Raw genomic sequence first — 23,309 nt, 5'->3', positions numbered from 1 at the left:
CTTTAACGACCTGTCCCGTGAGGCAGGGAAGGAGGTCCTGACGCGATGCGTCCTGACTTTGCTGCACCCTCGGTGGTCGAGCCCACGGCTCCCACCCCCGAAGCCGTCTCCGACGACTCCCGCTCGGTGATGACCGAGGCCGACATCGCCCGCGTTCTGCGACGGATCGCCCACGAGATCCTCGAGCACAACAAGGGCGCGGCCGACCTCGTCGTGCTCGGCATCCCGACCCGTGGCGTGGCGCTGGCGCGACGGCTCGCGGCGCTCATCGAGGAGGTCGAGGGCACGCCGGTCGCGGTGGGTGCGCTCGACGTGACGATGCACCGTGACGACCTGCGCCGCCAGCCCACCCGCAGCCCGATGCACACCGACATCCCACCCACGGGGATCGACGACAAGGTCGTCGTGCTGGTCGACGACGTCCTCTACTCCGGCCGCACCGTGCGGGCCGCGCTCGACGCCCTCTCCGACCTCGGACGCCCGAGGATCGTGCGGCTCGCCGTGCTGGTCGACCGTGGCCACCGTGAGCTGCCGATCCGCGCCGACCACGTCGGCAAGAACCTCCCGACGTCGAGCAGCGAGAAGGTCAGGGTGCGGCTGAGCGAGCCCGACCACGTCGAGGACCAGGTCACCATCGCCGGAGGGGAGGCCCGATGACCACCACCACAACCGCCTCCAACACCGCGTCGGCCGGCCTCGCGCCCACGGCCACCCCGCTGGCCGCGGCCGACGGGCCCCCCGCTCGCCGTCACCTGCTGTCCTCCGCGGACCTCTCGCTCGAGCAGGTGCGGGCCATCCTCGACACCGCCGCCGAGATGCACGCGGTGCAGCAGCGTGAGGTCAAGAAGCTGCCGACCCTGCGTGGGCGCACCGTGGTGAACCTCTTCTTCGAGGACTCCACCCGCACCCGGAGCTCGTTCGAGATCGCCGGGAAGTGGCTGTCGGCGGACGTCATCAACATCAGCGGCAAGGGGTCCTCGACGTCCAAGGGCGAGTCCCTGCGCGACACGGTCCTGACCGTCGCCGCGATGGGAGTGGACGCGCTGGTCGTCCGGCACCACGCCAGCGGTGCCGCCCACCAGGTCAGCCAGTGGGTCGACGCCCACGTCATCAACGCCGGTGACGGCACGCACGAGCACCCGACCCAGGCCCTGCTCGACGCCTACACGATGGAGCGCCGGCTCGGCAGCCTGGAGGGCCGGCACGTCCTCATCGTCGGTGACCTCACCCACTCGCGCGTCGTCCGGTCCAACCTCATCACCCTCAAGACCCTCGGCGCGCGCGTCACGCTCGTCGCGCCGCCGACGCTGATGCCCAGCGGGATCACGGCCTGGGCGCAGGCGGAGGGCTTCGACCTGTCGAACGACTTCGACGCCGTCCTGCCGACCGCCGACGCGGTGATGATGCTCCGGGTCCAGCGTGAGCGGATGAGCGGCGGCTTCTTCCCGACGGCCCGCGAGTACACCGTCGGCTACGGGCTGACCCGGCCACGGCTCGACACCCTCGTCGCTGCGAACCCGGACGTCGTCATCTGCCACCCGGGACCGATGAACCGCGGGCTGGAGATCGGCGCGGACGCCGCCGATGCGGCCCAGTCGCTCGTCCTCGACCAGGTCAGCGCCGGGGTCGCGGTGCGGATGAGCGTCCTCTACCACCTGCTGTCCGGCAGCGAAGGAGGCGAGGCCTGATGGCCACGTTGCTCATCACCGGAGCGGACCTCGCGGGAGGGGGGGCCCAGGACCTGCTCGTCGAGGACGGCCGGATCGTCGAGGTGGGCACGATCCGCTCGGCCAAGGGCGCCGACGTCCTCGACGCCGACGGTCTCGTGGCCCTGCCCGGGCTGGTCGACCTGCACACCCACCTGCGCGAGCCCGGCCGGGAGGACGCGGAGACGATCGCCTCAGGCTCGGCCGCGGCCGCCGTCGGTGGCTACACCGCCATCCTCGCGATGGCCAACACCGACCCCGTGACGGACACCGCGGAGGCCGCCGAGCGCATCCTCGACCTCGGGCGGGCAGCCGGGCTGGTCGACGTGGTGCCGGTCGGAGCGGTCACCAAGGGGCTCGCGGGCGAGGAGCTCGCCGAGCTCGGGCTCATGCACCGCTCGCGGGCCGGGGTCACGGTCTTCTCCGACGACGGCCACTGCGTCGCCGACTCGCGGGTCATGCGCCGCGCCCTCGAGTACGTCCGGGCCTTCGGTGGCGTCGTCTCCCAGCACGCGCAGGACCCGCACCTCGCCGGCCCGCACGCCTGCGCCCACGAGGGTGAGCTGTCCGGCCGGCTCGGGCTGCCCGGATGGCCGGGCATCGCCGAGGAGTCGATCGTCGCCCGCGACGTCATGCTCGCGCGCCACACCGGCTCCCGGGTGCACGTCGCCCACGTGTCGACGGCCGGCACGGTGGAGGTCATCCGCTGGGCCAAGGCCCAGGGGATCGCCGTCACCGCCGAGGTCACCCCCCACCACCTCGTCCTCACCACCGACCTGCTCACCGGCTACGACCCCACCTACAAGGTGAACCCGCCGCTGCGGCCCCAGGAGGACGTCGACGCCCTGCGCGCCGCGCTCGCCGACGGCACCATCGACGCGGTCGCCACCGACCACGCGCCCCATGCCCGGCACGACAAGGAGCACGCCTTCGTCGACGCCGCCTTCGGCATGCTCGGGCTCGAGACCGCACTGTCCGTCGTCAGCGACGTGATGGTGGGCAGTGGCCTGCTCGACTGGGCGGGGGTGGCGCGCGTGATGTCGCAGGCACCGGCCCGCATCGCGGGGCTGACCTCCCACGGCCAGGCCCTCGCCGAGGGGTCCCCGGCGCACCTGACCCTGGTCGACCCCACTGCCACGGTGACGGTCGACCGCAGCGCCTCCCTCTCGCTGTCGCGCAACAACCCGTGGCACGGCCGCACCCTGCAGGGTGCCGTCCACGCCACGGTCTTCGGCGGTCGCGTGACCGCCCAGAAGGGAGCCATCGCGTGACCCGTCTGCAAGCCGTGGGCGTCATGCTCGTGGCCCTCGGGCTCATCTACGCCCTCCTGTATGCCGCGTGGGTGCGCAAGCGCCACCAGCACGAGTCCGCAGCCATCGCCGCGGAGCGCAGCCGGACGTCCCGTGACCACTCGCTCGAGGCCCCGGCGCTGAAGGAGAAGCCCGCCCAGGTCATCGCCGAGGGCACCTATGTCAGCACGACCACGGCCGACGACCGCCTCGAGCGGGTCACCGTCGAGGGACTGGGCAACCGCGCCCGGGCGACGCTGGTCGTCAGCCGCGGCGACGTCGACGAGCTGGTGCGGATCGACCGGCAGGGCGAGTCCAGCGTGATCATCCCGGCGGCACGACTGCGCTCGGCCCGGCGGGAGCGCGGCATGGTGGGCAAGTTCGTCGGTGCCCCGCGGCTGGTCGTCCTCCAGTGGCGGGCCGAGAACGGCGACCTGTACGAGACCGGCTTCCTGCCGCGTTACAAGGCCGACGTCGACCGGGTCGAGTCGGCGCTGTGGTGGCACACCGGCGAGACCGCCGACCCCAGTGCAGAGCACGGCAGCGCCGAGCACGGCAGCGCCGACCCCAGTGCTGGGCACGGCAGCGCCGAGCAGCCGGGCGACGAGGAAACCCCTGACCAGCAGTCCGACGAGCACACCGACACCACCGGAAAGACGACATCATGAGCGCCGTTGCCACTGGGCCCGACCGCCTCCTGCACCTCGATCTCGACCGCGCGCCTGCCGTGCTGGTCCTCGAGGACGGTCGCACGTTCCGTGGGGACTCCTACGGTGCCACCGGACAGACCGTCGGCGAGGCGGTGTTCTCCACGGGGATGACCGGCTACCAGGAGACGCTGACCGACCCGAGCTACCACCGCCAGGTCGTGGTGATGACGGCGCCGCACGTGGGCAACACCGGGGTGAACGACGAGGACGACGAGTCGAGCCGGTTCTGGGTCGCCGGATACGTCGTGCGCGACCCCGCCCTCCGCCCGTCCAACTGGCGGTCGCAGCGCTCCCTCGAGGACGCCCTGGTCGAGCAGGGTGTGGTCGGCATCAGTGGGATCGACACCCGCGCCCTGACCCGCCACCTGCGCGAACGCGGCGCGATGCGCGTCGGCATCTTCTCCGGCGAGGAGTCGGAGCGGGCCGTCAGCGAGCTCGTCGACGCGGTCCGGCAGGCGCCGCTCATGAAGGGCGCGGCCCTGGCCGCCGAGGTGAGCACCGACGAGGTCTACGTGGTGCCGGCCGTGGGGGAGCGTCGGTTCACCGTCGCCGCCCTCGACCTGGGTATCAAGGCGATGACCCCGACGCTGTTGGCCCAGCAGGGCATCGAGGTGCACGTGCTGCCGGCCACCTCCACCATCGAGGACATCAGGGCAGTCGGGGAGGACGGCCCGGACGGGGTGTTCTTCTCCAACGGTCCCGGCGACCCGGCCACCGCCGACGCCGAGGTGGCCGTCCTGCGCGAGGTGCTCGATGCCCGGATCCCGTTCTTCGGCATCTGCTTCGGCAACCAGCTGCTCGGGCGCGCGCTCGGGTTCGGCACCTACAAGCTCAAGTACGGGCACCGCGGCATCAACCAGCCGGTGATGGACCGGACCACCGGCAAGGTGGAGGTGACCGCCCACAACCACGGGTTCGCCGTGGACGCCCCGACCGACCGCGAGGTGACGGCACCCGCCGACGCGGACGGCACGGCATACGGCCGGGTGAGGGTGTCGCACGTGTGCCTCAACGACGACGTGGTCGAGGGACTGGAGTGCCTCGACCTGCCCGCCTACTCGGTCCAGTACCACCCGGAGGCGGCCGCCGGTCCACACGACGCCGGCTACCTGTTCGACCGGTTCGTCACACTCATGGAAAGCAGGAATATGAGCTCCCCAGACATTCGGGGTCCCCGTGAAGTATCGGAGCGAGGCACGAGCGCAGAACTTCGTGGGGTGAACTGATGCCGAAGAGGGATGACATCAAGAGCGTGCTCGTCATCGGGTCGGGGCCGATCGTCATCGGCCAGGCCTGCGAGTTCGACTACTCCGGCACCCAGGCCTGCCGGGTGCTGCGCGAGGAGGGCATCCGGGTCATCCTCGTGAACTCCAACCCGGCGACGATCATGACCGACCCGGAGTTCGCCGACGCCACCTACGTCGAGCCGATCACCCCCGAGATCGTCGAGGCGATCATCGCGCGGGAGCGCCCCGACGCGGTGCTCGCGACCCTCGGCGGCCAGACCGCCCTCAACTGCGCCATCTCGCTGCACGAGTCGGGCGTCCTGGAGAAGTACGACTGCCCGTTGATCGGCGCCAACGTCGAGGCCATCCAGCTCGGCGAGGACCGCGAGAAGTTCAAGGGCGTCGTCGAACGCTGCGGAGCCGAGTCAGCCAAGTCGGTCATCTGCCACTCGATGGACGAATGCCTCAGTGCCGCAACGCAGCTCGGCTACCCCGTGGTCGTCCGTCCGTCGTTCACGATGGGTGGCCTCGGCTCGGGCTTCGCCTACGACGAGACCGACCTGCGCCGGATCGCCGGTGCCGGCCTGCAGTACTCACCCGTGACCGAGGTGCTCCTCGAGGAGTCGATCACCGGGTGGAAGGAGTACGAGCTCGAGGTGATGCGCGACCACGCCGACAACGTCGTGGTGGTCTGCTCGATCGAGAACCTCGACCCGATGGGCGTGCACACCGGCGACTCGATCACCGTCGCCCCCGCGCTGACCCTGACCGACCGCGAGTACCAGCGGCTGCGCGACATCGGCATCGCGGTGATCCGCGAGGTCGGCGTCGACACCGGTGGCTGCAACATCCAGTTCGCGGTCAACCCGGTCGACGGTCGCATCATCGTCATCGAGATGAACCCGCGGGTCTCGCGCAGCTCGGCCCTCGCCTCCAAGGCGACCGGCTTCCCGATCGCGAAGATCGCGGCGAAGATGGCGATCGGCTACACCCTCGACGAGGTGCCCAACGACATCACCCGCAAGACCCCGGCGTCGTTCGAGCCGAGCCTCGACTACGTCGTGGTCAAGGTGCCGCGCTTCGCCTTCGAGAAGTTCCCCGCCGCCGACCCGACCCTCACGACGACGATGAAGTCCGTCGGCGAGGCGATGGCCATCGGTCGCAACTTCACCGAGGCGCTCCAGAAGGCGCTGCGCTCGATGGAGCGCAAGGGCAGCAGCTTCCACTGGGAGGGCCCGGCCCCGAGCGAGGAGCAGGCCCGCACCTTCCTGCACACGGCGCGGACGCCGACCGACGGCCGGCTCGTCACCGTGCAGCAGGCCATGCGGGGCGGGCTCTCGGTCGAGGAGGTCCACGAGGCCACCGGCATCGACCCGTGGTTCCTCGACCAGATGGCCCTCGTCAACGCCATCGCCGACCGCGTCGCGGCGGCGCCCGAGCTGACCCCGGCCCTCCTGCGGCTGGCCAAGCGGCACGGCTTCAGCGACGCCCAGCTCGCCTCCCTCAGGGGTATGCCGGAGGCGGTCGTGCGCGGCGTGCGGCACGCCCTCGGGGTGCGGCCGGTCTACAAGACCGTGGACACCTGCGCGGCCGAGTTCGCCGCGACGACGCCGTACCACTACAGCGCGTACGACGAGGAGACCGAGGTCGCCCCCCGCGAGCGGCCGGCGGTCCTCATCCTCGGCAGCGGTCCGAACCGGATCGGCCAGGGCGTCGAGTTCGACTACTCGTGCGTGCACGCCAGCTTCGCCCTGCGCGACGCCGGCTACGACACGGTGATGCTGAACTGCAACCCCGAGACCGTGTCCACCGACTACGACACGAGCAGCCGCCTCTACTTCGAGCCGCTGACCCTCGAGGACGTCCTCGAGGTCGTGCACGCCGAGCAGCAGGCGGGCCCGGTGGCCGGGGTGATCGTGCAGCTCGGTGGCCAGACGCCGCTCGGGCTCGCCAAGGCACTGAAGGAGGCCGGCGTGCCCATCGTGGGCACCAGCCCCGAGGCGATCGACCTCGCCGAGGACCGCGGCGCCTTCGGCCGGGTGCTCGCCGAGGCGCAGCTGCCGGCGCCCAAGCACGGCACGGCCTACAGCGCCGCGGAGGCCGTCGAGGTGGCGCGGGAGATCGGCTACCCAGTGCTGGTGCGACCCTCCTACGTGCTCGGCGGTCGCGGCATGGAGATCGTCTACGACGACGAGACCCTCGCCACCTACGTCACCCGCGCCACGATCGCGAGCCCCGAGCACCCGGTGCTGGTCGACCGCTTCCTCGACGACGCGATCGAGATCGACGTCGACGCCCTCTACGACGGCACCGAGATGTACCTCGGCGGGATCATGGAGCACATCGAGGAGGCCGGCATCCACTCCGGCGACTCGGCCTGCACCCTGCCTCCCGTGACGCTCGGGGTCGCCGAGCTCGAGCGCGTGCGCGAGGCCACCCTCAAGCTCGCCGAGGGGATCGGCGTGCGCGGGCTGATGAACGTGCAGTTCGCCCTCGCCCAGGACATCCTCTACGTGCTGGAGGCCAACCCGCGGGCCTCGCGGACCGTACCGTTCGTCGCCAAGGCCACCGGCGTGCCCGTCGCCAAGGCGGCCGCCCGCGTGATGCTGGGCGCGACCATCAAGGAGCTGCGGGAGGAGGGCCTGTTGCCGCCGCACGGCGACGGAGGGTCGATGCCCAGCCACGCCCCGGTCGCGGTCAAGGAGGCGGTGCTGCCCTTCAAGCGGTTCCGCACCAAGGATGGTCAGGTCGTGGACAGCCTGTTGGGGCCGGAGATGCGCTCCACCGGCGAGGTCATGGGCATCGACCAGGACTTCGGGACCGCCTTCGCCAAGGGCATGCTCGCGGCGGGCTCCGGCCTGCCCCGCGAGGGCAGGATCTTCGTCTCGGTCGCCAACCGCGACAAGCGGGCGATGATCTTCCCGGTCAAGCGGCTCGCCGACCTCGGCTTCACCATCGTCGCGACCACGGGCACCGCAGATGTGTTGCGGCGCAACGGGATCCCGTCGGAGGTCGTCCACAAGCACAGCGAGCGCGAAGAAGGCGACTCCAGCATCGTCGACCTCATCCTCGACGGTCAGATCGCCATGGTCGTCAACACCCCGAGCGGTCCCAACGCGCGCGCCGACGGCTACGCGATCAGGGCGGCGACCACCTCGATGGACAAGCCGATCGTCACCACGGTCCAGGAGCTGGCCGCGGCCGTCCAGGGCATCGAGGCCCAGATGCAGGGCGAGTTCACCGTCAAGCCGCTGCAGGAGCATGCCCGCGACCTCGACCTCTACGGCGTTGGTACCGGAGTGGGCGCCCCGGCCAGGCAGCCGGGCGCGGCGGCGGGGGTGGGAGCGTGAGCGAGGCGAGCACGCGGCATACCGAGGTCAAGGGGTCCGGGGTCGTCCAGGTGACGGGGGAGCTGATCGCCACCCGCCGGGCCGGCGCGTACCACCACCTCACCTTCGTGGCGCCCGGGTTGGCCGAGCTCGCCCGCCCGGGCCAGTTCGTGGCCCTGGCGGTCGGTGGGGACACCAGCGCGAACCTGCTGCGACGGTGCTTCTCGATCCACAAGGTGAGCCCGTCCGGCACCTACGGCGGCACGGTCGACGTGGTGATCTCCGCGGTCGGCGCCGGGACGCGGTGGCTCAGCACCCTGCGAGCCCATGACGAGGTCGACATCATCGGACCGCTCGGCCGGCCGTTCCCACTGCCCAAGGAGCCGGTTCCCTGCGTCCTCGTCGGGGGCGGCTACGGCACCGCGCCGCTGTTCTGGCTCGCGGAGCTGTTGCGCGAGCGGGGCTGCCACGTCGAGATGGTGCTCGGCGCCGCCACCGAGTCGAAGCTCTTCGGGGTCGTCGAGGCCCGGCGCCACGCCGACGGTGTCTCGGTCACGACCGATGACGGGTCGAGCGGCACCAAGGGCTGGGTCTCCGACGTCCTCCCGGCGGTCATCCGTCGCACGGGCGCGGCCGTGGTCTACGGCTGCGGACCGATGGGGATGCTGAAGTCGGTCACCGACGTGGCCGCGGCCGAGGGCGCCGTGGCGCAGGTGGCCGTCGAGGAGTCGATGGCGTGCGGGGTGGGGGTCTGCATGACCTGCGTGATGCCCGTGACCGGGAAGGACGGGACGACCCGCATGGTGCGCTCGTGCGTCGAGGGCCCAGTGTTCCGTGGCGACCGGGTGCGCTGGGACGCGTTCTCCGACGGGCTGTGCACCGTGCCTGCCGACGCCGTCGGCGCACCCCGGGTGGGCGGTCACTGATGCCGGTCGACATGTCCGTGCGGCTCGGCGCCGCGACCCTGCCGAGCCCCATGATGACTGCCTCCGGCTGTGCGGCCAACGGTCGCGAGCTCGCCCGCTTCTTCGACATCCGTGAGCTCGGTGCCTTCGTGACCAAGTCCGTGATGGCCGACCCGCGGTCCGGGCGCGGCACCCCACGCATGGCCGAGACCCCCTCGGGGATGCTCAACTCGATCGGGCTCCAGGGCCCGGGCATCTCGGCGTTCGTCGACCAGGACCTCGCCTGGCTGAAGCAGGCGGGGGCCCGCACCCTCGTCTCGATCGCCGGCAACACCAGCGGCGAGTTCGCCGACGTGGCTGCGACGCTGCGGGCCAGCGACGCCTTCGACGCGGTCGTCGGGGTCGAGGTCAACATCTCCTGCCCCAACGTCGCCAACCGCGGCCTGGTCTTCGCCTGCGACCCGATGGCCAGCGCCAAGGTGATCGCCCTCGTCCGCGAGCAGCTGCCGCGGGACGTGCCGGTCTTCGCGAAGCTGACGCCTGACGTGACCGACATCGTCGGCGTCGCGCAGGCCTGTGTGAAGGCCGGCGCCGACGGGCTCACGATGATCAACACGCTGCTGGGCATGGTGATCGACATCGACCGGCTCCGGCCCCAGGTGGCCGGGGTCACCGGCGGCCTCTCCGGGCCCGCGATCAGGCCGGTCGCGGTGCGGGCGATCTGGCAGACCCGGGCGGCGATGCTCGAGGGACGGCTCCCCACGGTGCCGATCATCGGGGTCGGGGGAGTGCGCACCGGGCGCGACGCCCTCGAGCTCGTCGCGGCCGGCGCCAGTGCCGTCCAGGTGGGCACGGCGACCTTCAACGACCCGAGCGCCCCCGTGCGCGTGGGTCGCGAGCTGGCAGCGCTTCTGCAGGACAAGGGATTCGACCGGTTCGCCGACGTGGTCGGTGTGGCCCACGGGAGGGTGGCATGACCACGACCACGACCACGGACACGTCGGTGACCGGACTGACCTTCGGCCAGCGGCTGCGGGCGACGACCGACACCCACGGCCCGCTCTGCGCCGGCATCGACCCCCACCGCGCGCTGGTGGAGTCGTGGGGCCTCGGCTACGACCTCGACGGGCTGGCGCGGTTCACCGACGCCTGCGTCGAGGCGTTCGCGGGGCACGTCGGCGTCGTGAAGCCGCAGTCCGCGTTCTTCGAGGTCTTCGGGTCGCGGGGGGTGGCCATCCTCGAGGGTGCCATCAGCGCCCTGCGCGAGGCGGGCACGCTCGTGATCCTCGATGCCAAGCGTGGCGACATCGGGTCGACCATGGCGGCCTACGCCGAGGCGTACCTCGGCAAGGACGCGGTCGCCCCCGGCGACGCCCTGACGGTCAGCCCCTACCTGGGGTTCGAGTCCCTGCGTCCCGCGCTGGACCTCGCGGCGCAGACCCACCGGGGGGTCTTCGTGCTGGCGCTCACCTCCAACCCGGAGGGACGCACGGTGCAACACGCCCGGCTGCGCGAGACGAGCGTCGCTGAGAGCATGGTCACGTCGGCAGCGGCGGAGAACGCCGCGGCGGCCGCCCGGGGAGAGCTCGGCAGCGTCGGCCTGGTCGTGGGTGCGACCGTCGGGACGGCCGTCCAGGAGCTCCAGCTCGACCTGGCCGCGGTCAACGGGCCCCTGCTGTCACCGGGGGTGGGTGCCCAGGGAGGCACCAGCGACGACCTGCGCAGGGTCTTCGGTGACGCGCTCCCCAACGTGCTGCCGGCCAGCAGCCGTGAGGTGCTGACGGCCGGACCCGACGTCGCCGCACTGCGCGACCGCGCCCTGCAGACCAGCGCCTCGCTGGCCGCGCTCCTGCGCTGACCGGCGCGCAAGGGACGACCAAGGTGGTCGGATGGTCGCCGGAACTACGCTGGAAGGCGTAGCCGACGCCGACCTCGGCGCGAAACCCCGCGGGTCGGTTGCTATTGTCGGAAGACATCACCAAGACACGAGATACGTGCCGATCTGCCTGCGCAAGGAGTACCACCGTGGCCCTACCCCCGTTGACCCCGGAGCAGCGTGCCGCGGCCCTCGAGAAGGCTGCCGTCGCACGCCGTGAGCGTGCCGCCGTGAAGAACCGACTGAAGTACGCGCAAGGCTCCCTCAAGGAGGTCATCACCGACGGCAAGGCCAACGAGGTCGTCGGCAAGATGAAGGTCTCCGCGCTGCTGGAGTCGATGCCCGGCGTCGGACGGGTCCGCGCCCGCCAGATCATGGAGGAGGTCGGCATCTCCGAGAGCCGCCGCGTCCGCGGTCTCGGCGCCAACCAGATCTCGGCTCTGCTCACGCGCTTCGACGAGGCGTGAGCCGGCCCGCTCCCGCAGGCGAGGACCGCCCCAGGCGGCTCGTCGTGCTCGCCGGTCCCACCGCGGTCGGCAAGGGCACTCTCTCCGCCTACGTGCGCGACCACTTCCCGGAGGTCTGGCTCTCGGTGAGCGCCACGACCCGCAAGCCGCGTCCCGGTGAGGTGGAGGGCACGCACTACCACTTCGTCGACACCGACGAGTTCGCCCGGATGGAGCGCGACGGCGAGCTGCTCGAGTCGGCGGTCGTGCACGGGGTGAACCACTACGGCACCCCTCGCGCCCCCGTGGAGCAGGCCCTGCGGGAGCACCGGATGGCGCTCCTGGAGATCGACCTGCAGGGTGCGCGACAGGTGCGCGCGTCCATGCCGGAGGCGCTGTTCGTCTTCCTCGCGCCCCCGAGCTGGGACGAGCTGGTCCGTCGGCTGGTCGGCCGCGGCACCGAGGACGAGGCGGAACGGTCCCGTCGGCTCGAGACCGCCAAGGTCGAGATGGCCGCCGAGGACGAGTTCGACGTCACCATCGTGAACGACGACGTTCGTCGTGCGGCCGAAGAACTCGTATCATTGATGCGATCGCACTGACGACGCCGTCATCCGAGCCCGTCAGCAGCAGGACCTGCAGCCAAGCCCCAACAGAAGTGAGTACCCCCGTGTCTGGAACCGTCGCCAACCCGATCGGCATCACCAACCCGCCGATCGACGACCTGCTCACCAAGGCCGACTCGAAGTACGCCCTGGTCATCTACTCGGCCAAGCGCGCCCGCCAGATCAACGCCTACTACTCCCAGCTCCAGGAGGGGCTGCTGGAGCACGTCGGCCCGCTGGTCGACAGCCAGGTCCACGAGAAGCCGATGTCCATCGCGCTGCGTGAGATCAACGAGGGCCTCGTCACCTCCGAGCCGATCGAGGGCTGAGCCCGAGCACGGACCCGGACCGGACGCGACGAGAGCACGGGACAGGAGCGCGATGGCGCGCATCGTCCTCGGGGTCAGTGGTGGCATCGCCGCCTACAAGGCCTGCTCGCTGTTGCGCCTGTTCACCGAGGCGGGACACGACGTCACGGTCGTGCCCACCGCCTCGGCCCTGCAGTTCGTCGGCGCCCCCACGTGGGAGGCGCTCTCGGGCAAACCCGTGCACACCGGGGTCTGGGACTCCGTGCACGAGGTCCCGCACGTCCGGCTGGGACAGACCGCTGACCTGGTGGTCGTCGCCCCGGCCACCGCCGACCTGCTCGCCAAGGCTGCCCACGGGCTGGCCGGCGACCTGCTCACCAACGTGCTGCTCACCGCTCGCTGCCCGGTCGTCATGGCCCCGGCGATGCACACCGAGATGTGGGACCACGCGGCCACGCAGGCCAACGTGTCCACGCTGGCCGAGCGCGGCATACACATCATCCCGCCGGCGTCGGGGCGCCTGACCGGCGCCGACACCGGTCCCGGGCGGCTCCCCGAGCCCGAGGCCCTGTATGCCGTGTGCGAGCGAGTTCTCGCCCACCCCGCGCCGCACACCTCCCCGCGCTCCCCGGCCGCGACTTCCGAGCTCGCCGGTCGCACCGTCGTCGTGTCGGCCGGTGGCACGCGCGAGCCGCTCGACCCCGTGCGGTACCTCGGCAACCGCAGCTCGGGCAAGCAGGGGTACGCCCTCGCCGCCGTGGCCGCCAGCCGGGGAGCCTCGGTGACGCTGGTCGCCGCCAACACCTCGCTGGCCGCCCCCCGCGGTGTCACGGTCGTGCCCGTGGCGACCGCGCTCGAGCTGCAGGCTGCCGTGGAGCGGGCCGCCAAGGACGCCGACGTGGTCGTGATGGCGGCCGCCGTGGCCGACTTCCGCCCGGCGCACTACACCGAGGCCAAGATCAAGAAGACGCACGACCCGGACGACCCCGAGGCGGCTCCCACCATCGAGCTGGTGCGCAACCCGGACGTCCTCGCCGGGCTCGTCGAGGCGCGCGGCGAGGAGGCCACCCCGGTCATCGTCGGGTTCGCCGCGGAGACCGGTGACGAGCAGGGCGGGGTGCTCGAGCACGGGCGCCAGAAGCTGCTGCGCAAGGGCTGCGACCTCCTCGTGGTCAACGAGGTGGGAGTCGACAAGACCTTCGGGCGCGACGACAACACCGTGCACATCCTGCGCCAGGGCTCGAGCCACGTCGTCGACGCGGGTCCGGCGTCCAAGGAGGTCGTCGCCGCCGCGGTGTGGGACGCCGTACAGGAGATTCTCTGACCTAGGTACACTCTCGGGGTCGCGCAGCCGTGCCGTCGTCGCGGCCCATTGTCAACACCGCCAGCAACGTCAGTACTGCCACCACCGTCAGCACCGTCAGCACGACGGCGTTCGCCGCCCCGAAGGAGACTTGAGTGTCTGCCCGCCTCTTCACGTCCGAGTCCGTCACCGAGGGTCACCCGGACAAGATCTGCGACCAGATCTCCGACGCCATCCTCGACGCCATGCTGAGCCAGGACCCGGGCAGCCGGGTCGCGGTCGAGACGATGGTGACCACCGGTCTCGTCCACGTGGCCGGCGAGGTCACCACCGAGGCCTACGTGGAGATCCCGAAGATCGTCCGTGACACCGTGCTGGGCATCGGCTACGACTCGTCCACCAAGGGCTTCGACGGCGCCTCGTGCGGCGTCGAGGTGTCGATCGGGCAGCAGAGCCCTGACATCGCGCAGGGCGTCGACACCGCCTACGAGAACCGCACCGGTGGCGTCGACCCGCTCGACAAGCAGGGCGCCGGCGACCAGGGTCTGATGTTCGGCTACGCCTGCGAGGACACCGCCGAGCTGATGCCGTTGCCGATCCACCTCGCGCACCGCCTGGCCGAGCGCCTGACCGCGGTCCGGCAGAGCGGCGACGTCGCCTACCTGCGCCCCGACGGCAAGACCCAGGTCACCATCGGCTACGACGGCGACCGGGCGGTCCGGCTGGACACCGTCGTGCTGTCCACCCAGCACGCCGAGGACATCTCGCTCGAGGGCCTCCTCGCCCCCGACATCATCGACCACGTGATCAAGCCCGTGCTGGCCGAGCTCGCCGACGAGGGCACCGACCTCGACGTGTCGGACTACCGCACCCTGATCAACCCCACGGGCAACTTCGTCATCGGTGGCCCGATGGGTGACGCCGGTCTCACGGGTCGCAAGATCATCGTCGACACCTACGGCGGCATGTCCCGCCACGGCGGCGGCGCCTTCTCCGGCAAGGACCCGTCGAAGGTCGACCGCTCGGCCGCCTACGCCATGCGCTGGGTCGCCAAGAACGTCGTCGCCGCCGGGCTCGCCCGCCGGTGCGAGGTCCAGGTCGCCTACGCCATCGGGAAGGCCCAGCCGGTCGGCCTCTACGTCGAGACCTTCGGCACCGAGTCGGCGCCGGTCGACAAGATCCAGGCTGCGATCGCGTCGGTCTTCGACCTCCGGCCGGGGGCGATCGTCCACGACCTCGACCTGCTCCGCCCGATCTACAAGCCGACCGCCGCCTACGGCCACTTCGGCCGCACCGTGGCCGGGAACGTCGAGAACCCGTTCACCTGGGAGCGCACCGACCGCGTCGAGGAGCTGCAGAAGGCAGTCAAGGGCTAGTCGGACCCGTTCGCTAGGTTCGCTCCCGTGAGTGGACAGGGCGGATCGGGTGAGCAGGCGGGCGAGCAGCTCGCGCTGATCCGTTCTGCCCTCGCCAAGCCCGCCCGCCCGCCTCGCACCACCGACCAGGCCACCGCGTCCACCGACCCGGTGGCCTCGGTCGTGGTCGACACCGGGCTGGCCCACCTGGCACGTCCGTTCGAGTACCTCGTGCCCGAGGCGCTGGCCGACACGGCGGTGCCGGGCGTCCGGGTCAAGGTGCGCTTCGCCGGGCAGGACCTCGACGGGTTCGTGGTCGACCGGCAGCCGCAGGCCGAGCACGAAGGGCGGCTCGTCCCCATCCGCCGGGTGGTGTCGGCCGAGCCCGTCCTGACGCCGACCCAGCTGCAGGTGGCGTCCGAGGTCGCCGCCTCGTGCGCCGGCACGCTCGGCGACGTGCTCAGGTTGGCCGTCCCGCCGCGCCACGCGGCTGCCGAGAAGGCACTGGCCCTGGAGCCGCCCACCCCCGACCCGCTGCCCGCGCCAGCGGCCCTGAGCCCCGCGTGGAGCAGGTATGCCGCGGGCCAGGCCTTCCTCACACGGCTGGCTGCGGGGGACTCCCCGGCCGCCTCGTGGCTGGCGCTGCCGACCGTGTCTGCCGACCAGGACTGGCCGGCGGCGCTCGCCACGGCTGCCGCCGCCACCCTGGCCGCTGGTCGCGGGAGCGTGCTGGTCGTGCCCGACCACCGCGACGTCGCCCGCGTCGACGCCGCACTGACCGCCACGCTCGGCCCGGGGCGGCATGTCCGCCTCACCGCCGACCAGGGCCCCCAGGCCCGCTACACCGCCTGGCTCAAGGTCCTGCGTGGCCACGTGTCGGTCGTGGTCGGCACCCGTGCGGCGGCCTTCGCGCCGGTGCGCGACCTGGGTCTGGTCGCCTGGTGGGACGACGGCGACGACCTGCTCGACGAGCCCCGTGCTCCCTACCCCCACGTGCGTGACGTGCTGCTCACGCGGGCCCGGCTCGAGGGGGCCGCGGTGCTCTCCGGCGGCTTCACCCGCACCGCCGCCGTGCAGCGCCTCGTCGAGTCCGGCGACCTGCGGGTCATCGCAGGTGCCTCCGTGCGCGGGGTGGTCCCTCGGGTGCAGGTCGCGGGCGAGGGGGTCGAGGTCGAGCGCGACGCCGCGGCCGCGTCGGCCCACCTGCCCTCGATCGCCTGGCGCACGGCCAAGGCCGCCCTGGAGAGCGGGCCGGTGCTCGTGCAGGTGCCCCGCCGCGGCTACGTGCCCTCGCTCTCCTGCCAGACCTGCCGCACGGCCGTGCGGTGTGGCCACTGCGGGGGCCCGGTCGCGCTGGGCTCACGCCAGGCCGAGCCGGCCTGCCGCTGGTGCGGTCGCGGTGTGGGCCGCTTCGAGTGCCGGCACTGCGGGGGGCGCGAGCTGCGCTCGTCGGTCGTCGGGGCCCGGCGCACCGCCGAGGAGCTGGGCCGGGCCTTTCCCGGGGTGCCGGTGCACACCTCGGGGGCCGGCGCCGTCCTCGAGCGGGTGGCGGCGACACCGGCCCTCGTCATCGCCACGCCGGGTGCCGAGCCCGTGGCCGAGGGCGGGTATGCCGCGTGCCTCCTGCTCGACGCCTGGGCCAGCCTCGACCGACCCACCCTCGATGCGGGCGAGGAGGCGCTGCGGCGCTGGACCGCTGCCGGCGCCCTCACCCGCGGCGCCGTCGCCGGTGGGCAGGTGGTCCTGTGCGGCGCCCCCAGCCACACCACGCTGCCGGTGGTGGAGGCGCTGGTGCGCTGGGACCCCGCGTGGTTCGCGGGTCGCGAGCTGGCCGACCGGCGCGAGCTCTCGCTGCCTCCGACCGTGGCGCTGGCCGCGGTCACCGGTGAACGCCGTGCCGTCGAGGCGGCCCTGCGGTTGGCTCACCTGCCCGACGGCGTCGAGCGGCTCGGGCCGCTCCAGGTGGCCGACGACACGGTGCGCATGCTCCTGCGGTGTCCCCTCGACCAGCGCGCCGGCCTGGCCGAGGCGCTGGCGGCGATGAAGGCGATCCGCAGTGCCCGCAAGGAGAAGGCCTCGATCCAGGTGCGGATGGACCCGCGCGACCCTGCCACCTGAGCGCGGGTCGACTCCGGCCGCGAGCCTGTCCCGGCGTGCCGTTCCCCGGCGTCCTGGCCCGAGCCGGCCCGCCTAGACTGGCGCGCGTGTCGATCCAGAACATCCGTCTCTTCGGCGATCCAGTCCTCCGCACGCCCGCGGAGCCGGTCGTGGACTTCGACCGGGAGCTGCGCCAGCTGGTCAAGGACCTGACCGAGACGATGGTGGACGCGCCCGGTGCCGGCCTGGCTGCACCCCAGATCGGCGTGGGCCTGCGGGTGTTCACCTACTGGGTCGACGGTGAGCTGGGGCACCTGGTCAACCCCGACCTCGACCTCTCGACCGAGCTGCAGGAGGGGGAGGAGGGCTGCTTGTCGTTCCCCGGGCTGCGGTTCGAGACGCCCAGGGCCCTGCGCACGGTCGCCAAGGGCTTCAACCAGTTCGGTGAGCCGGTGGTCGTCGAGGGCTCCGAGCTCCTCGCCCGCTGCCTCCAGCACGAGACCGACCACCTCGACGGGATCCTGTTCATCGACCGGATGGACCGGGAGCAGCGCAAGGCCGCCATGCGCGCGATCCGCGAGGCCGACTGGGCTGGTGGCACGACTCCGGTGGTCAAGGTCAGCCCGCACGCCACCTTCGGCCGGGGCATGTGATGCGGCTGGTCTTCGCCGGCACCCCAGCGCCGGCGGTGCCGTCGCTCGACGCCCTGGTGGCGTCGCCCCACGAGGTCGTCGCCGTCGTCACCCGCCCCGACGCCCGGGCCGGCCGCGGTCGAGGGGTCGTGACGTCGCCGGTGCGCCAGCGGGCCGAGGAGCTCGGCATCGAGGTCCTCACCCCCGATCGCCCGCGAGACCCCGACTTCCTCGACCGCCTGCGCGAGATCGCGCCTGACGCCTGCCCCGTCGTCGCCTATGGCGCCCTGATCCCCCCGGTCGCGCTCGACATCCCGCGGCACGGCTGGGTCAACCTGCACTTCTCGCTGTTGCCTGCCTGGCGCGGGGCCGCACCGGTGCAACACGCCGTGATGGCCGGCGACGAGGTCACCGGAGCCACGACGTTCCGCATCGAGGCCGGCCTCGACACCGGTCCGGTCTTCGGGCTGATGACCGAGCGCATCCGCCCCCGCGACACGTCGGGCGACCTGCTGCACCGGCTGGCCGAAGGCGGGGCGGCGCTGCTGGTCGCCACCATGGACGGCCTCGCCGACGGCTCCCTGACCCCGGTCCCGCAGGCCACCGACGGGGTGTCCCTCGCGCCCAAGATCGAGGTCGCCGACGCGCAGGTGCGTTGGGACCGCCCGGCGGTCGCCGTCGACCGCCAGGTGCGCGGGTGCACCCCGGCACCCGGGGCCTGGTCGACCTTCCGCGAGACCAGGGTCAAGCTCCTGCCGGTGTTCCCCGAGCCCGCGTACGCCGGGCCCTCCCTCGCGCCCGGGGAGCTCGTCGCAGGCAAGCGTGCGGTCCACGTGGGCACCGGGGGCGGCGTGGTGCGGCTCTCGGCCGTGCAGCCACACGGCAAGAAGGAGATGGCCGCGGCCGACTGGGCCCGCGGCGTCCGCATCGATGTGGGAGAGCGGTTCAGCCATGAGTGAGCAAGGACCAGGCGCCCCACGACGGGACGGCGACGGCGGTCGACGTGGTGACCAGGGCGGCCGGCGCAATGCCAAGGGCCGCCAGCGGCCCGAGCGGGCGCACGGTGGTCGGGAGCGCTCCGCGCAGCGACCCAGTGAGCGCAACCGCGGCGGCGACCCGCAGCGGCTCGCCGCCTACACGGTCCTGCGGGCCGTCGCCGACGGGGCCTACGCCAACCTCGAGCTGCCCAAGGTGCTGCGCGACCGGGGCATCCACGGGCGTGATGCGGCGTTCACGACCGAGCTCGTCTACGGCGCGGTCCGGATGCACGGGCTCTACGACCCGATCATCGCGGTGGCGGCCGGTCGTGGCGTGGACAAGATCGACCCCAACGTCCTCGACACCCTGCGGCTGGGCGCGCACCAGCTGCTCGGCATGCGAGTGCCGACCCACGCGGCCGTCGACGAGACGGTGGGCCTGGCGCGCAAGGTGAACGGCGCCGGGGCGGCCGGGTTCGTCAACGCGGTCATGCGGCGGGTGAGCGAGCGCGACCTCGAGGCCTGGCTCGCGCAGGTCGTCCCGTCGGGCGAGCTCACGGCCCAGCTGGCCGTGGAGCAGTCCCACCCGGAATGGGTCGTGAAGGCGTTGCGGGCTGCCCTGCTCGGCCATGGGGCGGCGACCGCCGAGACGGTGGATGCCGAGCTCACGGCCCTGGTGACCGCGGACAACGCGCCGGCCAAGGTCTCGCTGGTCGCCCGACCCGGCCTGGCCACCGTCAGCGAGCTGGTCGACGCCGGCGCGTCCCCCTCGCTGCTCTCACCGCTCGGTGCGGTGCTCGAAGGTGGCGACCCGGGCGGCATACCGGCGGTGCGCGAAGGCCGCGCTGCGGTGCAGGACGAGGGCTCGCAGCTGGTCGCCCTCGCGCTGGCGAGCGTGCCGGTCGAGTCCACGGACGCTGCGTCCGGGGGCGTCGAGCAGTGGCTCGACCTCTGCGCGGGCCCCGGCGGCAAGGCCGGGCTGCTGGCCGGGCTGGCCATCGAGGCCGGCGCCGACCTGACGGCCAACGAGATCAGTGACCACCGCAGCGACCTGGTGCGCCAGACGCTCAGGCCGGCCATCGCACGGGCCCGCGCCGAGGGACGCTCGGTCACCGTGCGGACCGGTGACGGCCGGCTCGTCGGCGAGGACGAGCCCGGCCGGTACGACCGCGTGCTGGTCGATGCGCCGTGCACCGGGCTGGGCGCCCTGCGTCGTCGGCCGGAGGCGCGGTGGCGGCGCACGCCGGCCGATCTGGCCGACCTGGGCAAGCTCCAGCGCGAGCTGCTGGCGGCCGCGATCGACGCCACGGCTGTCGGCGGGGTCATCGCCTACGCGACCTGCAGCCCGCACCTGGCCGAGACGTCGTTCGTCGTGGGTGACGTGACGAAGCGACGCACCGACGTCGAGCTCCTCGACGCCCGGGAGTTCGTGCGGGCGGCCGACGGCTCGCCGCTGGTCGTGCCGGGCGCGGGGCCGACCGTGCAGCTCTGGCCGCACGTGCACGGCACGGACGGGATGTTCCTCGCGCTGCTGCGCAAGAAGGCCTGAGCTCGCGCAGGCGACCGGAATAGCCGTCGACGGTGGCCGGTTGGCCCACAGGTGAACACCCCCGCGCTGTCCGTCCTCGACCTCGTTCCCGTCCGCCAGGACCAGACCACCGGACAGGCCCTCGCGGCGACCCGGTCGCTGGCCCAGGTCGCCGACCGGCACGGCTACCGGCGCTACTGGCTGGCCGAGCACCACAACATGCCCGCCGTCGCGGCGACGAGCCCGCCGGTGCTCATCGCCATGGTCGCGGCGGCCACCGAGCGGATCCGCGTGGGCTCCGGCGGTGTCATGCTGCCGAACCACGCGCCGCTCGTCGTGGCCGAGCAGTTCGCCCTGCTCGAGGCTGCTCATCCCGGACGGATCGACCTCGGGATCGGCCGGGCTCCCGGCACCGACCCGGTGACCAGCTACGCGCTGCGACACGGCGCCGGTGGGGTCGAGGCGGACGCGGTGGCGCGGTTCCCGCAGTACGTCGACGACGTGATCTCGCTGATGTCCACCGAGGGGGTCGGCATCAGGGTGGGCGGCGACGTCCACCCCCTGAACGCCACGCCCAGGCCCGTCTCCGTCCCGGAGGTCTGGTTGCTGGGCTCCTCGGACTACTCGGCGCGGCTGGCGGCTGAGCGCGGTCTGCCGTACGTCTTCGCCCACCACTTCTCCGGGCGGGGCACTGCGGCTGCCCTCGAGCTCTACCGGTCGGGGTACACCCCGACCGCGAGCCACCCGACCCCCCGCACCTTCCTCACCCTCAATGTCGTCGTGGCACCCACGCAGGCCGAGGCGGACCGGCTCGTGCTGCCCAACCTGGCGTCGATGGTGGCGCTGCGCACCGGCGGGCCGCTGGCGCCCCAGCTGCTCGTCGAGCAGGCCGAGGAGGCCGGTATCGCCGACGCACACCGTGCGCTGGCCGACGAGATGCGCAGGCGCTGGGTCGTCGGCACCCCCGACCGCGTCGCCGAGCAGGTCGCCGCGCTGGCGGCCGAGCACGCCGTCGACGAGGTCATGGTGCACCCAGTCGCCGGAGCCCTCGTCGGCACGCCGGCCGACAGTGCCCCTGCGCGTGAGGCGACGTTGATCCTGCTCGCAGACGCGTTCGGGCAGCGGGCCGCCTGAGCGCGGGCGATCGGTCCGTGGCAAGGGGCTGCGTCAGCCACACGTGAGGTACCTCGTGACCTCAGCTCAGTGCCCTCGGCCCAGTGCCCTCAGCCCGCTGGCATCAGCTGGTGGCGTCCAGCTCGGTGAGCAGCCCGGCGATCCAGTCGGCGGCGGGCGTCTCCGCCAGCGCGAGGTGGCCGGCCCGGGCGTTGCTCAGGTGACGCCGTGCGTCCTCGACCCGTCCCAGGTGGAGCGCGACCAGACCGTGGCTGCGCTCGACCATCGACGACAGGCTGGGCGAGCCCACGCGCTCGCAGAACTGTCGGGCCTCGTGCAGGTGCTGTTGCGCGGGCTCGGGCTTCCCCGACAGGGCGTAGGCCTCGCCCAGCCGGGCATGGACGGTCGCCAGGCCGGGGGCGTTGTCCGGGCGGACTGACAGCAGGGCCAGTGCGGTCGTGAGCTGCGCCAGAGCGCCAGCCGCGTCGGTGCGCGCCAGCGCCGCCTCGCCCAGGTGGTAGTGGCAGTAGCCGGTGTCGACCTCATGGGCGGGCATGGCGGAGACGGCGTAGGCGGCGCGAGCCCGTCGGACCAGTGCCTCGCCCTCTGACAGTCGGCCCCTGCGGATGTGCAGGTCCCCAAGGATGCGGAGGCGACCGGCTTCCTCGTCCGGCTCGGTGTCGGGGACCTCGAGCAGGCGCAACGCGGTGGCGTCGTCACCAGTCTCGACGCCGATCTGGGCGCGCTGGTGGCGCGCTATCGCGCCGCTCGGGTCGTCGCCGAGGACGGCGACGGCCTCACCGTAGCGACCCATCGCGATGAGGGCGCCAGCTCGCAGGTGCAGATCGATGGCACCGACCTGGCCAGCGACGGCGGCAGAGACCCGACCCGTGTCGAGGAGCCGCAGGGCGAGGTCGTTCCGGCCGGTCAACAGCGCGCTCGTGGCGCGGAGCCGGTCGGCCAGGGGGCGGTAGGCCTTCGGCGGCGCCCGGTGGGCCAGCACCCGGTCGTGCTCGCCAGCCATCATCAGCGTCGACATGGCGGCGATGGTGCGTCGAGCACGCCAGTGCTGGACAGCGGCGATCAGGATGGCCACGAGGGTGAGTCCGAGCACACCGGTGATCAACGGGGTCACACGGGGATTCTCGCGGGTCGGACCACGGGGCAGGATGGGTCTGGGGAGAGGCCGCCCATAGGGACTAGGTCCGTTCGACGTCCAGCCGTCCCACTACTGTGGCCGCGTGCAGATCTCGCCCAGCATCCTGTCCGCGGACTTCGCCAACCTCGAGGCCGAGCTCCGCCGCATCGCCAACGCCGACTGGGCCCACGTCGACGTGATGGACGGGCACTTCGTGCCGAACCTCACCCTCGGGCTGCCCGTCGTCGAGGCGTTGGCCCGGGTCAGCCCCATCCCGCTCGACTGCCACCTCATGATCGAGGATCCCGACCGGTGGGCGCCGATGTATGCCGAGGCGGGCGGGTCGTCGGTGACGTTCCACATCGAGGCGGCGCACGATCCCCGCGCCCTGGCGCGCACACTGCGCGGGCTCGGCGCCCGCGCGGGGATGGCCATCAAGCCGGGGACGACGTTCGCGCCGTACGAGGACCTCCTCCCGGACCTCGACATGGTCCTCGTGATGACGGTCGAGCCGGGGTTCGGCGGACAGTCGTTCATGGCCGACCAGATGCCCAAGGTGGCCCAGGTCCGCGAGGCGGTCCGGCGCCACGGTGGCGAGATCTGGGTGCAGGTGGACGGGGGAGTGTCGGCCACCACCATCGAGCAGTGCGCCGAGGCCGGGGCCGACGTGTTCGTGGCGGGGTCCGCCGTCTACGGAGCGCAGGACGCCGCCGCCGCGGTCGACGAGCTGCGCGCCCTGGCGACCGCGCACGCGCACTGAGCCCGG

The 23,309-nt window shown here is 72.5% G+C and carries 21 protein-coding genes; 20 read left to right on the top strand and 1 reads right to left on the bottom strand.

Features of this window, described 5'->3' with window-relative positions; all coding sequences use genetic code 11:
• The first annotated feature begins 45 nt into the window (after positions 1–45).
• The 19 genes from pyrR (at position 46) to ABD262_RS08400 (ending at position 21,426) form a co-directional block, all read left to right on the top strand.
• On the top strand, positions 46–657 hold the full coding sequence (gene pyrR / locus ABD262_RS08490; RefSeq protein ID WP_344134000.1) for a bifunctional pyr operon transcriptional regulator/uracil phosphoribosyltransferase PyrR: 612 nt from the start codon (positions 46–48) through the stop codon (positions 655–657).
• Positions 654–1,688: an aspartate carbamoyltransferase catalytic subunit gene (locus tag ABD262_RS08485; RefSeq protein WP_344133997.1), complete on the top strand. Its 1,035-nt coding sequence runs from the start codon at positions 654–656 to the stop codon at positions 1,686–1,688. The genes pyrR and ABD262_RS08485 overlap by 4 nt, the downstream gene beginning before the upstream one ends.
• The gene (locus tag ABD262_RS08480; RefSeq protein ID WP_344133994.1) at positions 1,688–2,977 is read left to right on the top strand and encodes a dihydroorotase; all 1,290 of its coding nucleotides are present in this window, start codon (positions 1,688–1,690) and stop codon (positions 2,975–2,977) included. Before ABD262_RS08485 ends, ABD262_RS08480 begins: the two co-directional genes overlap by 1 nt.
• Positions 2,974–3,663: a PH-like domain-containing protein gene (locus ABD262_RS08475; RefSeq protein ID WP_344133991.1), complete on the top strand. Its 690-nt coding sequence runs from the start codon at positions 2,974–2,976 to the stop codon at positions 3,661–3,663. The genes ABD262_RS08480 and ABD262_RS08475 overlap by 4 nt, the downstream gene beginning before the upstream one ends.
• Positions 3,660–4,931: a glutamine-hydrolyzing carbamoyl-phosphate synthase small subunit gene (carA, locus tag ABD262_RS08470; protein WP_344133989.1), complete on the top strand. Its 1,272-nt coding sequence runs from the start codon at positions 3,660–3,662 to the stop codon at positions 4,929–4,931. Before ABD262_RS08475 ends, carA begins: the two co-directional genes overlap by 4 nt.
• Positions 4,931–8,281 (top strand): carbamoyl-phosphate synthase large subunit, encoded by a 3,351-nt coding sequence (gene carB / locus ABD262_RS08465; protein ID WP_344133986.1) that lies wholly within the window; start codon positions 4,931–4,933, stop codon positions 8,279–8,281. The genes carA and carB overlap by 1 nt, the downstream gene beginning before the upstream one ends.
• On the top strand, positions 8,278–9,186 hold the full coding sequence (locus ABD262_RS08460) for a dihydroorotate dehydrogenase electron transfer subunit (protein ID WP_344133983.1): 909 nt from the start codon (positions 8,278–8,280) through the stop codon (positions 9,184–9,186). The genes carB and ABD262_RS08460 overlap by 4 nt, the downstream gene beginning before the upstream one ends.
• On the top strand, positions 9,186–10,142 hold the full coding sequence (locus ABD262_RS08455) for a dihydroorotate dehydrogenase (protein WP_344133981.1): 957 nt from the start codon (positions 9,186–9,188) through the stop codon (positions 10,140–10,142). Before ABD262_RS08460 ends, ABD262_RS08455 begins: the two co-directional genes overlap by 1 nt.
• Positions 10,139–11,023 (top strand): orotidine-5'-phosphate decarboxylase, encoded by an 885-nt coding sequence (gene pyrF / locus ABD262_RS08450; protein ID WP_344133978.1) that lies wholly within the window; start codon positions 10,139–10,141, stop codon positions 11,021–11,023. Before ABD262_RS08455 ends, pyrF begins: the two co-directional genes overlap by 4 nt.
• A 167-nt stretch (positions 11,024–11,190) precedes the next feature.
• Complete coding sequence (mihF, locus tag ABD262_RS08445; RefSeq protein ID WP_056923337.1) at positions 11,191–11,508, top strand: integration host factor, actinobacterial type; 318 nt, start codon at positions 11,191–11,193, stop codon at positions 11,506–11,508.
• Positions 11,505–12,089 carry a guanylate kinase gene (gmk, locus tag ABD262_RS08440; RefSeq protein ID WP_344133975.1) on the top strand — a complete coding sequence of 195 codons (585 nt, stop codon included), beginning with the start codon at positions 11,505–11,507 and terminating at the stop codon, positions 12,087–12,089. The genes mihF and gmk overlap by 4 nt, the downstream gene beginning before the upstream one ends.
• Before the next feature lie 68 nt (positions 12,090–12,157).
• Positions 12,158–12,421, top strand: a complete 264-nt coding sequence (gene rpoZ / locus ABD262_RS08435; protein ID WP_056923335.1) for a DNA-directed RNA polymerase subunit omega — start codon at positions 12,158–12,160, stop codon at positions 12,419–12,421.
• Positions 12,422–12,473: 52 nt separating this feature from the next.
• Positions 12,474–13,724 (top strand): bifunctional phosphopantothenoylcysteine decarboxylase/phosphopantothenate--cysteine ligase CoaBC, encoded by a 1,251-nt coding sequence (gene coaBC / locus ABD262_RS08430; RefSeq protein WP_344133968.1) that lies wholly within the window; start codon positions 12,474–12,476, stop codon positions 13,722–13,724.
• A 134-nt stretch (positions 13,725–13,858) separates the two neighbouring features.
• Entirely contained in the window at positions 13,859–15,079 is a 1,221-nt protein-coding gene (gene metK / locus ABD262_RS08425) for a methionine adenosyltransferase (RefSeq protein WP_344133966.1), read from the top strand.
• A gap of 27 nt (positions 15,080–15,106) precedes the next feature.
• Complete coding sequence (locus ABD262_RS08420) at positions 15,107–17,176, top strand: primosomal protein N' (protein WP_344133963.1); 2,070 nt, start codon at positions 15,107–15,109, stop codon at positions 17,174–17,176.
• Between the two features lie 86 nt (positions 17,177–17,262).
• Positions 17,263–17,808 (top strand): peptide deformylase, encoded by a 546-nt coding sequence (gene def / locus ABD262_RS08415; RefSeq protein WP_344133960.1) that lies wholly within the window; start codon positions 17,263–17,265, stop codon positions 17,806–17,808.
• Complete coding sequence (gene fmt, locus ABD262_RS08410; RefSeq protein WP_344133957.1) at positions 17,808–18,746, top strand: methionyl-tRNA formyltransferase; 939 nt, start codon at positions 17,808–17,810, stop codon at positions 18,744–18,746. The genes def and fmt overlap by 1 nt, the downstream gene beginning before the upstream one ends.
• On the top strand, positions 18,739–20,313 hold the full coding sequence (locus tag ABD262_RS08405; RefSeq protein WP_344133954.1) for an RsmB/NOP family class I SAM-dependent RNA methyltransferase: 1,575 nt from the start codon (positions 18,739–18,741) through the stop codon (positions 20,311–20,313). The genes fmt and ABD262_RS08405 overlap by 8 nt, the downstream gene beginning before the upstream one ends.
• A gap of 51 nt (positions 20,314–20,364) precedes the next feature.
• Positions 20,365–21,426, top strand: coding sequence for an LLM class flavin-dependent oxidoreductase (locus ABD262_RS08400; protein WP_344133951.1), 1,062 nt, complete (start codon positions 20,365–20,367; stop codon positions 21,424–21,426).
• A gap of 103 nt (positions 21,427–21,529) precedes the next feature.
• Here the strand turns inward: ABD262_RS08400 and ABD262_RS08395 are convergent, their stop codons facing one another.
• On the bottom strand, positions 21,530–22,540 hold the full coding sequence (locus ABD262_RS08395) for a tetratricopeptide repeat protein (RefSeq protein ID WP_344133948.1): 1,011 nt from the start codon (positions 22,538–22,540) through the stop codon (positions 21,530–21,532).
• Between the two features lie 106 nt (positions 22,541–22,646).
• Here ABD262_RS08395 and rpe point away from each other — a divergent pair, with 106 nt between their 5' ends.
• Entirely contained in the window at positions 22,647–23,303 is a 657-nt protein-coding gene (rpe, locus tag ABD262_RS08390; RefSeq protein ID WP_344133945.1) for a ribulose-phosphate 3-epimerase, read from the top strand.
• Positions 23,304–23,309: the final 6 nt, after the last annotated feature.

The sequence above is a fragment of the Pedococcus bigeumensis genome (assembly GCF_039531795.1).
GTDB classification, from domain to species: domain Bacteria; phylum Actinomycetota; class Actinomycetes; order Actinomycetales; family Dermatophilaceae; genus Pedococcus; species Pedococcus bigeumensis.
The sequence above is the reverse complement of the archived record's forward strand: the minus strand, read 5'-3'. Positions and strand labels throughout refer to the sequence as shown.